The sequence below is a fragment of the Conchiformibius kuhniae DSM 17694 genome (genome assembly GCF_000428785.1).
In the GTDB taxonomy this organism is placed as follows: domain Bacteria; phylum Pseudomonadota; class Gammaproteobacteria; order Burkholderiales; family Neisseriaceae; genus Conchiformibius; species Conchiformibius kuhniae.
The window spans coordinates 1-10107 of record NZ_AUAP01000041.1 but is presented as its reverse complement, the minus strand read 5'-3'; the positions used below and the strand labels follow the sequence as shown (position 1 = coordinate 10107).

Below are 10107 nucleotides of genomic sequence, written 5' to 3'. Positions count from 1 at the left end.
GGTGTGGAAGCACAGCAATGTGTGAAGCTAACCTGTACTAATTGCCCGTGCGGCTTGACTCTATCATTTGAAGTACTTTAAAACGTACCAAATAAAAACAGTTTGTGAACAACAAAACATCACCAAAAACGGCTTCCAATCTCACCTTTACGTTTGGCGGCAACAGCGCTGCGGTACCACTCCTTCCCTTCCCGAACAGGACAGTGAAACGCAGTTGCGCCGATGATAGTACGGATTCCCGTGCGAAAGTAGGGAACCGCCAAACAATTATTCATAAACCCCCCTGATGTTTCAGGGGGGTTTAATTATGATGATAATGGAGCAAATCGATGTCTTTAAAGATTAAAATTATTCCCGTAACGCCTTACGAGCAAAACGCCACTTTGTTGTGGGACGATGCCAGCCGCGAAGCGGTGCTGGTGGATGTGGGTGGCGATGTGCCGCTTTTGTGGGCGCAACTTCAGGAGCTGGGCTTGCGGCTGAAGGAAATTTGGCTGACACACGGTCATCTTGACCACACGGGCGGGGTGGTGGAATTGCTGAAATTGGCCGATGTGCCGGTGCTGGGCCCGCATCGTGAGGATTTGTTTTTATTGGAAAGTCTGCCTGAAACCACCACCGCTTATGCCAAACACGGTTTTGATTTTTCGCCCGCATTTGTGCCGACCCGTTGGCTGGAAGAGGGCGAACAGGTATTTCTAGGCGAATATGTATTTGATGTCTTGCATATTTTCGGACATACGCCCGGACACATCGTCTTTTATTGCCCATCGGAAAAGCTGTTGATTGCAGGCGATACGCTGTTTAAGGAAAGCGTGGGGCGCACCGATTTTCCGCGCAGCGATCCGCAGGGTTTGTTGGACAATATCCGCAATAAATTGTATGTGTTGCCCGATGATGTGCGCGTGTTGCCGGGGCATCGCGATACGACCACCATCGGTTACGAAAAACAGCATAATCCGTATGTGCGCGGATAAGGTTCAGGCAGCCCGAAATTGGTTTTCAGGCTGCCTGAAAACTTATTCCGTATAAACCCGCTTTGCCCGCTTGATGTTGCAAACGATTTCATACGCCAACGTCCCCGCCGCCGCCGCGATTTCGTTTACATGCACGCTGTCGCCGAACAATTCCACTTCGCTGCCGACGCCTCCGTTGCCCAGTTCCACCGTCATCATGTCCATAGACACGCGCCCGACCACACGGCTACGCGTGTTGTTTACGATAATCGGCGTATCCGTTCCGGCGCGGCGCGGGTAGCCGTCCGCATAGCCGCAGGCAATCAGCCCGATGCGGCTGGAGCGTTTGGTGTAAAAAGTCGCGCCGTAGCCGACCGGTTCGTGCGGTTGCAACACCCGTTCCGCAAACACTTGCGTACTTAAGCGCATCACCGGCTTCAACCGCGCATCGTGTCCGCCAAACGGCGAAATGCCGTACAACGCCAAACCCGCCCGTCCCCAGTCGCGGCGGGCGGGGGGATAGTCTAATATCGCCGCCGAGTTTGCCAAGCTGCTTTCGCCGCCCAAGCCTTCGCAAGCCAAATCAAAGGTTTCGGTTTGTAATTCGGTCATGGCGCGGTCGGTTTCGTCCGCACAGGCAAAGTGGCTCATTTTCACGATGTCTGCTACATGCGGGCTTTGCCGCAAAGCGGCGTGGGCGGCGGCGTAGTTGTGCGGAAAAAAACCGGCGCGGTGCATGCCGCTATCCATTTTTAACCAAACTTTCAACGGCTTGTGCCAATCGTGCGCCAAAAACGCTTCCAACTGCGCCTGATGGTGAATCACCGGCCATAAATCCAGCCGCTCCACCTGCGCGTATTCCGCCGCGTCAAACACGCCCTCCAGCAGCACAATCGGTTTGCAGATACCGTTTTCGCGCAACAAAACCGCTTCTTCCAACATGGCAACGGCAAAACCGTCCGCGATGTCGTCCAAAGCGCGGGCGCAGCGCACCGCGCCGTGTCCGTAGGCATCGGCTTTGACCACCGCCAGCAGTTTGCCGCCGTGCAAGTCTTTTAAAAATCGGTAGTTTTCACGCAAGTGGTGCAAGCGGATTTCGCACAGCAAGGGGCGCATCGGTGTTCCTTTCAGGCAGCCTGAACATTGAAAACGCGCATTATACCCCTTGATAAACCGCGAAAAAACACTTGCCCAACTCCGCCAAACCATACTAAAATAAACGGTTTTATATCCACTCACTTCCCGATTGAGGAACAAAACACATGGTAGTTATCCGTTTGGCCCGTGGCGGCTCCAAAAAACGTCCTTTTTACAACATCATCGTAGCCGACAGCCGCGCCCGCCGCGACGGCCGTTTCATTGAGCGCGTGGGCTTTTACAACCCCGTTGCCAACGAAAAACAAGAGCGCGTGCGTCTGCACAACGACCGCCTGAACCATTGGATTGGTCAGGGCGCACAGTTGAGCGATGCCGTTGCCAAGCTGCTTAAAGGTCAAGCTGCCGCTTAATGGACGCGCAAAACTGGGTGGCGATGGGCTATGTGAAAGGCGCGTTTGGCATCAAAGGCTGGCTGAAAGTCAAGGCCGACACCGAATACACCGACAGCCTGTTGGACTACCCCGAATGGCGTTTGCGCCGCGACCGCGATGTCCGCACCCTTGCGCTGGAAAGCGGCAAAGTGGCGGGCGATGAATTGCAAGTGAAATTTGTCGGCATTGACGACCGCGATGCCGCCGCTTTGTTGCGCGGCTATACCGTTGAAATCGCCCGCGCCGATTTCGCGCCTGCCGCAGAAGACGAATATTATTGGGCGGATTTGGTCGGCATGACGGTTCAAAACCGCGAGGGCGCGGATTTGGGCAAGGTGGTCAATCTGATGGACACGGGCGCACACGATGTGCTGGTTATAGAAGGCGGTTTCGGACAAAAACTGATTCCCTTCGTTTCCCATTATATTGACGAGGTGGACGGCGCAAACCGCGTGATTACCGCCGATTGGGGCGTGGACTACTGATGTTTTTTCAGGCAGTTACTCTGTTTCCCGAAATGTTTGCCGCCATCACCGGACACGGCGTGAGCGGACGGGCGCTGCAACAGGGTTTGTGGCGGTTTGAAGCCGTCAATCCGCGCCGTTTCGCCGACAACCGTTTGGGCTATATTGACGACCGTCCGTTTGGCGGCGGGCCGGGCATGATTATGATGGCAGAGCCGCTTCAGGCAGCCTTGCAATTTGCCCGCGAACGCTGTAACGGCGGCAGCCGCGCGGTGTATTTAAGCCCGCAGGGTGCGCCGCTCACGCACAGGCGCACCGCGCAACTGGCGCAGTACAACAACTTGATTTTATTGTGCGGACGCTATGAGGGCGTGGACGAGCGCGTGTTGCAAAGCCAAGTGGACGAAGAAATTTCCGTTGGCGATTTTGTCGTTTCCGGCGGCGAGCTGCCCGCGATGATGCTGATGGACGCGGTGTTGCGGCTGCTGCCCGGCGTGTTGGGCGACAGCCGTTCCGCCGAACAGGATTCGTTTGCGGACGGTTTGCTGGATTGTCCGCATTACACCCGCCCCGCCGAGTTTTGCGGCATGAGCGTTCCCGAAGTTTTGTTGTCGGGCAATCATGCCAAAATTGCCGAATGGCGGCTGGAACAGTCGCTGCGGCGCACCTTGTCGCGCCGTCCCGAATTGCTGGACGGCCGCGCGTTTACCCCACAGGAAGCCCGTCTTTTGGACAAAATCCAAAAGGAACAGGCAAATCCATATCATATTAAGGAAAACCGAAATGAATTTGATTCAACAACTTGAGCAAGAAGAAATCGCCCGCTTGGGCAAAGAAATCCCCGCTTTCGCGCCGGGCGACACCGTAGTGGTGTGGGCGCGCGTGGTGGAGGGCAACCGCACCCGTCTGCAAGCCTATGAAGGCGTGGTGATTGCCAAGCGCAATCGCGGCTTGAACAGCAGCTTTATCGTGCGCAAAATTTCAAGCGGCGAGGGCGTGGAGCGTACTTTCCCGCTTTACTCGCCGCGTGTGGAAAAAATTGAAGTGAAACGTCGTGGCGACGTGCGCCGCGCCAAGCTGTACTACTTGCGCGGCTTGACCGGCAAGGCGGCACGCATCAAAGAAAAACTGCCCGCCCGCAAAAAAGACTGATTTTTTATCTTGGGTTAAAAAATCACCTGTTGATTGTTGGAAAACAATGCAACAGGTGATTTTTATTATTCACAATAAAATGTTGCGATGGTGGAGGTAATTGACCAACCTGCCCATGGCAACATGATTGATTTTGGCAAGGTCGCGGACATCATCAATGAGTTCCGCCATGTTTAAGCCACAATCGTATTTCTTTTCATGTGAATGAAAGAGAACCAACCTTTTGTTTTTTCCGTTTGTACAAAATTCCGCATAAAATTTGGTCACCAAAAATTCTCGTTGTACTTGATTAATTTTCTTGAAAAAAGCGTTTTCCATAGATTTATCGATATTTTTGATTTTGATGCCGTTAACGATGAAAATGGATAGAAATTTTTTTTCGGATAAGATTTGAACGATGATTTTGTTATCGTTTAATCCAATAATCAAGAATTGATTTTTTCTGTTGATTGCGTGAATGTGAATCAACGCTTTTTGAAAGGACGACACCAATTTTTCCAGTGTAATTTTTTTCGGTTTAATCAGTTCGTAAGCCATTTTATCAGTCCCGCATGAGTTAAATACGGATTATAATCCGTTTACTTTCTGGAGGCAAGCTCGGATATTGGGGCATTTGGGTATGCCATTGCCATGAATAAATTGAGTAAGTTGATTGGAAACAATATCCGCAGCAAGCGGAAAAATTTGTGTATGAATCAGGAAACGTTGGCGTTGTTGGCGGAAATCGACCGCAGCTATGTGGGCAGGATTGAGCGTGGTGAAGTGAATTTGACGGTGGATAAGCTGTATCGAATTTGTGTGATTCTCAAGTGTGAAGCGGCAGATTTGCTGCCGTTGCATGGTGATTTGTCCTAAAATCCGGTGTTGCGGATTGTCTGAACCATTTGAAAGCCCTGCCATGTTTGTTCCCAAAATCGTATTTTTTGATATTGACGACACGCTGTATGTGAAACAGCAACGCTGTATTCCCGATTCCGCCCGTCTGGCAATTAAGCGTTTGCGGGAAAAGGGGATTATCGCAGCGATTGCATCGGGGCGCAGCCCGTCCGTGTTGCCGTTGGCGGTGCGCGAACTGGCGGACGAATGCGGCATGGAACTGATGGTGCTGATTAACGGGCAATATATTGCGCGTAAGGGTGTGAAAATACACGGCTTCCCGATGCGGCGCGAAACCTGTGCGGAAGTGGCGGCAGCGTTGGCGAAATTGGGCGTGAATTATGCCTTTGTTTCCGAAAACGATTTGGCGGTAGCGCGTGAAGAAGCGGCGCTGACGGCGGCGGCGCGGGCTTTGGGTTTGCCGTATGTGGTGGACGCGCGGCATTTTTTGCGGCACGATGTTTATCAGATGTTGGCGTTTTTCCCGCCCGAACAAGACGATGCGGTGCGGGCGGTGCTGCCCGAAGGTTTGAAAACCGTGCGTTGGTACGAATACGGCGTGGATATTTTGGACGAACACGGCTCCAAAGCACGCGGCATTGCCGCCGCTTTGGACGCGCTCGGGCTGACGATGGCGGACGCGATGGCATTCGGCGACGGCGCGAACGATGTGGAAATGTTGCAGGCGGTGGGCTTCGGCGTGGCGATGGGCAACGCCGCGCCCGCGCTGAAACGCATCGCCGATTACACCGCGCCGCCGATTGACGAAGACGGGATTTACCGCGCCTTGTGCGATTTGGGCGTGATTGAGCCGGTGCCGTTGTTGCGGTGATGCGCTTGGTCGTAACCATGCCCGTCCGAATCATCACCGCAAAACTGCCTGATGGCGTGTTATTATTTAATCGGAAAACACGGCACCGTCATTCCTGCGCGGGCATGACGGTGTTTTTTATGATGCTGATTTTGATGAAACATTCAAATCGTGGCACACCCTAACGGTTTGCATAATCTTGAAACTCTTCCAAAAAATTCCGCAACATATCATGACCGTGCTCGGTGAGCAGCCCTTCGGGGTGGAACTGCACCCCTTCAATCGGATAATCGCGGTGGCGCACCCCCATGATTTCGCCGTCTGCCGTCCAAGCGGTGATGTCCAAACAGTCGGGCAGCGAAGCGCGTTCAATCACCAAGCTGTGATAGCGCGTGCAAACCACAGGATTGGGCAAATTGCGGAATACGCCCGTGCCGTGATGGTGTACGGGCGACGTTTTGCCGTGCATCAGCGTTTGGGCGCGGACGACTTTGCCGCCAAAGGCTTCGCCAATCGCCTGATGCCCCAAACACACGCCCAAAATCGGGATTTTGCCAGCAAAATGGCGCATTGCCGCCACCGAAATACCCGCTTCTTTGGGCGTGCAGGGGCCCGGCCCAATCAGCAGATAATCGGGATTCAGTTCGGCTATTTGATTTAAACTAATGTCGTCATTACGCGACACTTGCACGTTTTGCCCGAGTTGGGCGAGGTATTGGACGATGTTGTAGGTGAAACTGTCGTAGTTGTCGATAAACAGCAACATTTTAATTCCTTGATAATATTTGATTATGTGAATGGCTGTGGGCAGGTGGGGCTATTCTGCCAGCTTTTTTGCGGCGGTGCAAAATAAAGTCGGTTTGCTTTTTTGTTAAAAACCGTTTACAGAATCTAACGCTGTGTAGGGGAAGTTTTCGGCTATAATCGGCAACTTTGATTTTTTGGGTTCGGACAAATGTGCGGGCGCGGCAGGTGTTGCCGTGCCGTTGCCGTCCGATAACGTTTATGATGAAATCTTTGAAACAAAGGGCAAACGTGTGGTTTGCCGTGTTGTTTTTCGTGTTGGGCTTGGGGGCTGCCGCCGTGAGCCATGCCAATCCCGATGACCCTTTGGAACAGCTTTTGCGCCAGCGCCAGCAGTCGGGCGGCAGCGACAGTCTTGATGCCCTCATCCGCATCAAATCGGCACAGCCGCAAGCAACGCCCGCGCCGCAGGCAGCGCCGTCTCCCCGTCAGCAGGAAACGCCGCCGCAAAGCGCAAGCAGCAATACGCGTTTGCGTTTGAGCCGTTCGGTGCAGCAGGCGGGTGCGAAACACGAGGTGGCAAAACAAAGCACGCTGGCTTCTGCGGGCGGGCGCGGCGATGCGGACGCGCTGCTTTCCAATGCGATGGGTTTGTTGGGGGTGGCATACCGTTTCGGCGGTACGAGTCCGCGTACGGGCTTTGACTGTAGCGGCTTTATGCAGCACATTTTCCGTAAGGCGTTTGCGGTGAATTTGCCGCGCACGTCGGCGCAACAGGCGCAGGTGGGCGCGCATGTGAGCCGTTCCAATCTGCAACCGGGCGACATGGTGTTTTTCCGCACGTCCGGACGGCGCATTTCGCATGTGGGCATGTATGTGGGCAACAACCGTTTCATTCATGCGCCGCGCTCGGGCAAACGCATTGAAATCACCAATTTGGGCAGCAAGTATTGGAGTGCGCGCTACGCCACCGCCCGCCGTGTGAAGAACTGACGCCATGCCGCAACCGCCCTTGCCCGATTGGTACGGTGAAGACGGCGCACCGGTCGCGTGTACCGAAAAAATCAAGGTGATGCGCGAAAACATGGGCGAGCTGTTTCAAGCTGCCCAAGATGCGTTTGAGGATGCTTTGCTGATGGGCTGTGCCGAGCAGCAGGTGCGCGATTATTTGGCGCAGTTGGTGCGCGGTGTGGACAATCCTTATCGTTAGGGCGTGTCATCAATTAGCCGAAAAAATGCCGCACCGTCATGCCCGCGCCGGCGGGAATCTGCAGCCGATGCTCGGCGGGCGATGTTTTGCCAAGCTTGGTCGTGCTTCGGTTTGGATTTCCGCCGTTGCGGAAATGACGGTACGGTGCTTTCCCAATCAGTTGATGACACGCCTTTGAGTTTGACCCCGCCTGTGCGCGATGGCGGCACGGGCGGATTTTCGTGCTTGGAAAAAACATGGAAGCGCATAAACGCCAAATTATTTTGGACACCGAAACCACCGGCTTGAATGCGGACGCGCCGGTGCTGCCCGACCGTTTGATTGAGTTTGCCGGATTGGAAATGGTGAACCGCCAGTTCACCGGCAACAGCCTGCATCTTTACGTGCATCCGCAGCGCGACATTCCCGCCGAAGCGTCTGCCGTACACGGCATCACGCTGGAGCAGCTTGAGGGCAAGCCCGTGTTTGCCGAAGTGGCGCAGGAAATTTGGGATTTTTTGGCGGGTGCGGAGCTGGTTATCCACAATGCCAAGTTTGACATGGGTTTTCTGAATGCGGAATTTGCGCGGGTGGGCAAGCCCAAATTGGAAAGCGTGTGCACGGTGGTGGACACGCTGGCGATGGCGCGGGAGAAATATCCGGGTCAGAAAGCTAGCTTGGACGCGCTGTGCAACCGTTTGGGGGTGGACCGCAGCCGCCGTGTGCTGCACGGGGCGTTGATTGACTGCGAACTGCTCGGCGGCGTGTATCTGGCGATGACGCGGGGGCAGTTCAGCTTGGTGGACGCAGACGATGCGCCCGTTGCCCGACAAGATGAGCCGGCAGGGCAGGGGCATGCCGCACCGTTGTCGCGCCCCGCCCGTTTGCGCGTGCGCCGTGCTGATGCGGACGAACACGCCGCCCACGAAGCGTATTTGGACGGTTTGGGCGAAAACTGCCTGTATCGGAGCGGAACATGAGGGCGGTGGCGTTGTTGCCTGCGGCGGGGGTGGGCAGCCGTTTTGGTGCAGACGTGCCGAAACAGTACGTCCGTTTGGCGGGAAAAACGGTGTTGGAACACACGGTGGACGTGTTGCTTGCCGATGAACGCATTGCGGCGGTGGCGGTGGTGGTGTCGCCCGATGATGCCTTTGCCGCGACTTTGCCCCTGCCCGACAGGGTGCGGTGCTATGCGGTGGGCGGCAGCAGCCGTGCCGAAAGCGTACGCAACGGTTTGGCGGCATTGTTGGCGGACGGCACGGCGGCGGCGGACACACCCGTGTTGGTGCATGATGCGGCGCGGTGCTGTTTGCCGCCCGATGCTTTGGCGCGTTTGCTGGCACACGCCGATGCGCCGCACGGCGCCTTGCTGGCCGTTCCCCTTGCCGACACGCTCAAACGCGCCGATGCGCGGGGCGACATTGAAACCACCGTGCCGCGTGAAAGGCTGTGGCAGGCGCAAACCCCGCAGCTCTTTCAAGCGGCGTTGTTGCAACGGGCGTTGTCGGGCGGTTTGGACGGCATCACCGATGAAGCATCGGCAGTGGAACGCTTGGGCTTGCGCCCGCGCTTGGTGATGGGCGACAGCCGCAACATCAAGCTGACCCGTCCCGAAGATGCGGATTTGGCACGGGCATTGTTGGGGAATTGAATACGGAAGCGGTGTTTGGGGCGTGTCATCATTTAAATTTTTTCATTGAAAATCAAATAGGTATAAAAATGCCGTTATTCCCGCGAATGCGGAAATCCACTGCCTGATGACCTGCGGGCAATGTTTTATCAAGGTTTGTTTGAATGTGTCGTTGGATTCCCGCCCGAGCGGGAATGACGGTGCGGCGTTTTTTCGGCTAATTGATGATACACCCTACCCCTTGACGCGAATAGAAATTTCCCCCGAAAGGGTGTAAAATGAGCGCATCAACCCATCTTCAGGAGCGCATCATGAACCCGCAGCACCACCCTGCAACCGAACACGTCCTGCACCCCCTTACCGGCGAAGCCCCCGCCCTTGACGAACAGGCGGCACAAAACAGTCCGGACAGCGCCGTCCAACCCCCTGTTGAAGAACCCGCCGAAGCCGCCCCCCTGCAAAACAGTGGCGGCAGCTACACCACCGCCCCTGCCGCCACAAGCGGCAGCCCCCTGCTGTGGGGCTTGGGCGCAGCAGGACTCATCGGCACCGCCGCCGTCCTTGCCAAAAGCGGCAGCGACAAAAACCCCACTGCTGACCACCCCCCCGCCAACGGCAACACCCCGACTCCCCCGACCGTTTCCCCGCCGCCGACCGCCCCCAAACCCATCATCACCCTGCACCCCGTTACCGCAGACAACATCATCAACCTTGCCGAATCCCGACAAACCGCCATCCGCATCAGCGGCGAAGTGC

The 10107-nt window shown here is 55.5% G+C and carries 15 protein-coding genes and 1 rRNA gene; 13 read left to right on the top strand and 3 right to left on the bottom strand.

Annotated elements, in window-relative coordinates:
- Positions 1 to 152: 152 nt before the first annotated feature.
- Both rrf and G392_RS0109400 read left to right on the top strand, forming a co-directional pair.
- A 5S ribosomal RNA gene (gene rrf / locus G392_RS0109405) occupies positions 153 to 265 on the top strand.
- A 64-nt stretch (positions 266 to 329) separates the two neighbouring features.
- A complete protein-coding gene (locus G392_RS0109400) occupies positions 330 to 977 on the top strand; it encodes an MBL fold metallo-hydrolase (protein WP_027010024.1) in 648 nt (215 codons plus the stop codon).
- A 42-nt stretch (positions 978 to 1019) separates the two neighbouring features.
- Here G392_RS0109400 and alr read toward each other — a convergent pair whose 3' ends face one another.
- Complete coding sequence (gene alr / locus G392_RS0109395; RefSeq protein ID WP_027010023.1) at positions 1020 to 2072, bottom strand: alanine racemase; 1053 nt, start codon at positions 2070 to 2072, stop codon at positions 1020 to 1022.
- Positions 2073 to 2218: 146 nt separating this feature from the next.
- On the opposite strand from alr, the gene rpsP reads away from it, so the two are divergent.
- The 4 genes from rpsP to rplS are packed head-to-tail and all read left to right on the top strand — an operon-like array spanning position 2219 to position 4101.
- A complete protein-coding gene (gene rpsP / locus G392_RS0109390; protein ID WP_027010022.1) occupies positions 2219 to 2464 on the top strand; it encodes a 30S ribosomal protein S16 in 246 nt (81 codons plus the stop codon).
- Complete coding sequence (rimM, locus tag G392_RS0109385) at positions 2464 to 2970, top strand: ribosome maturation factor RimM (protein ID WP_027010021.1); 507 nt, start codon at positions 2464 to 2466, stop codon at positions 2968 to 2970. Before rpsP ends, rimM begins: the two co-directional genes overlap by 1 nt.
- On the top strand, positions 2970 to 3755 hold the full coding sequence (trmD, locus tag G392_RS12665; RefSeq protein WP_051255670.1) for a tRNA (guanosine(37)-N1)-methyltransferase TrmD: 786 nt from the start codon (positions 2970 to 2972) through the stop codon (positions 3753 to 3755). The genes rimM and trmD overlap by 1 nt, the downstream gene beginning before the upstream one ends.
- The gene (gene rplS, locus G392_RS0109375; RefSeq protein WP_027010020.1) at positions 3733 to 4101 is read left to right on the top strand and encodes a 50S ribosomal protein L19; all 369 of its coding nucleotides are present in this window, start codon (positions 3733 to 3735) and stop codon (positions 4099 to 4101) included. The genes trmD and rplS overlap by 23 nt, the downstream gene beginning before the upstream one ends.
- A 69-nt stretch (positions 4102 to 4170) precedes the next feature.
- On the opposite strand, the gene G392_RS0109370 is transcribed toward rplS, so the two are convergent.
- A complete protein-coding gene (locus tag G392_RS0109370; RefSeq protein WP_027010019.1) occupies positions 4171 to 4638 on the bottom strand; it encodes a hypothetical protein in 468 nt (155 codons plus the stop codon).
- 93 nt (positions 4639 to 4731) lie between these two features.
- Between G392_RS0109370 and G392_RS0109365 the strand changes: the two genes are divergently transcribed.
- Together G392_RS0109365 and G392_RS0109360 are read left to right on the top strand one after the other, a co-directional pair.
- Entirely contained in the window at positions 4732 to 4956 is a 225-nt protein-coding gene (locus tag G392_RS0109365; protein WP_027010018.1) for a helix-turn-helix domain-containing protein, read from the top strand.
- 43 nt (positions 4957 to 4999) lie between these two features.
- On the top strand, positions 5000 to 5809 hold the full coding sequence (locus tag G392_RS0109360; protein WP_027010017.1) for a Cof-type HAD-IIB family hydrolase: 810 nt from the start codon (positions 5000 to 5002) through the stop codon (positions 5807 to 5809).
- 160 nt (positions 5810 to 5969) lie between these two features.
- Here G392_RS0109360 and G392_RS0109350 read toward each other — a convergent pair whose 3' ends face one another.
- Positions 5970 to 6554, bottom strand: a complete 585-nt coding sequence (locus tag G392_RS0109350; protein ID WP_027010016.1) for an aminodeoxychorismate/anthranilate synthase component II — start codon at positions 6552 to 6554, stop codon at positions 5970 to 5972.
- 242 nt (positions 6555 to 6796) lie between these two features.
- On the opposite strand from G392_RS0109350, the gene G392_RS13370 reads away from it, so the two are divergent.
- From G392_RS13370 to G392_RS12660, 5 genes are all read left to right on the top strand, one after another.
- The gene (locus G392_RS13370; RefSeq protein WP_027010015.1) at positions 6797 to 7525 is read left to right on the top strand and encodes a C40 family peptidase; all 729 of its coding nucleotides are present in this window, start codon (positions 6797 to 6799) and stop codon (positions 7523 to 7525) included.
- A gap of 4 nt (positions 7526 to 7529) precedes the next feature.
- Positions 7530 to 7742: a hypothetical protein gene (locus tag G392_RS0109340; RefSeq protein ID WP_027010014.1), complete on the top strand. Its 213-nt coding sequence runs from the start codon at positions 7530 to 7532 to the stop codon at positions 7740 to 7742.
- A 236-nt stretch (positions 7743 to 7978) separates the two neighbouring features.
- On the top strand, positions 7979 to 8701 hold the full coding sequence (gene dnaQ, locus G392_RS0109335; protein ID WP_034335018.1) for a DNA polymerase III subunit epsilon: 723 nt from the start codon (positions 7979 to 7981) through the stop codon (positions 8699 to 8701).
- Positions 8698 to 9372 (top strand): 2-C-methyl-D-erythritol 4-phosphate cytidylyltransferase, encoded by a 675-nt coding sequence (ispD, locus tag G392_RS0109330; RefSeq protein WP_027010012.1) that lies wholly within the window; start codon positions 8698 to 8700, stop codon positions 9370 to 9372. The genes dnaQ and ispD overlap by 4 nt, the downstream gene beginning before the upstream one ends.
- Positions 9373 to 9629: 257 nt before the next feature.
- Positions 9630 to 10107, top strand: a 478-nt coding sequence (locus tag G392_RS12660) for a hypothetical protein (RefSeq protein WP_034335016.1), incomplete at its 3' end; no start/stop codon positions are given.

Excerpts from the sequence above, each read along its gene's own strand:
- G392_RS0109400 (WP_027010024.1), top strand. The coding sequence starts at position 330 with ATGTCTTTAAAGATTAAAATTATTCCCGTAACGCCTTACGAGCAAAAC.
- alr (WP_027010023.1), bottom strand. The coding sequence starts at position 2,072 with ATGCGCCCCTTGCTGTGCGAAATCCGCTTGCACCACTTGCGTGAAAAC.
- rpsP (WP_027010022.1), top strand. The coding sequence starts at position 2,219 with ATGGTAGTTATCCGTTTGGCCCGTGGCGGCTCCAAAAAACGTCCTTTT.
- rimM (WP_027010021.1), top strand. The coding sequence starts at position 2,464 with ATGGACGCGCAAAACTGGGTGGCGATGGGCTATGTGAAAGGCGCGTTT.
- trmD (WP_051255670.1), top strand. The coding sequence starts at position 2,970 with ATGTTTTTTCAGGCAGTTACTCTGTTTCCCGAAATGTTTGCCGCCATC.
- rplS (WP_027010020.1), top strand. The coding sequence starts at position 3,733 with ATGAATTTGATTCAACAACTTGAGCAAGAAGAAATCGCCCGCTTGGGC.
- G392_RS0109370 (WP_027010019.1), bottom strand. The coding sequence starts at position 4,638 with ATGGCTTACGAACTGATTAAACCGAAAAAAATTACACTGGAAAAATTG.
- G392_RS0109365 (WP_027010018.1), top strand. The coding sequence starts at position 4,732 with ATGAATAAATTGAGTAAGTTGATTGGAAACAATATCCGCAGCAAGCGG.
- G392_RS0109360 (WP_027010017.1), top strand. The coding sequence starts at position 5,000 with ATGTTTGTTCCCAAAATCGTATTTTTTGATATTGACGACACGCTGTAT.
- G392_RS0109350 (WP_027010016.1), bottom strand. The coding sequence starts at position 6,554 with ATGTTGCTGTTTATCGACAACTACGACAGTTTCACCTACAACATCGTC.
- G392_RS13370 (WP_027010015.1), top strand. The coding sequence starts at position 6,797 with ATGAAATCTTTGAAACAAAGGGCAAACGTGTGGTTTGCCGTGTTGTTT.
- G392_RS0109340 (WP_027010014.1), top strand. The coding sequence starts at position 7,530 with ATGCCGCAACCGCCCTTGCCCGATTGGTACGGTGAAGACGGCGCACCG.
- dnaQ (WP_034335018.1), top strand. The coding sequence starts at position 7,979 with ATGGAAGCGCATAAACGCCAAATTATTTTGGACACCGAAACCACCGGC.
- ispD (WP_027010012.1), top strand. The coding sequence starts at position 8,698 with ATGAGGGCGGTGGCGTTGTTGCCTGCGGCGGGGGTGGGCAGCCGTTTT.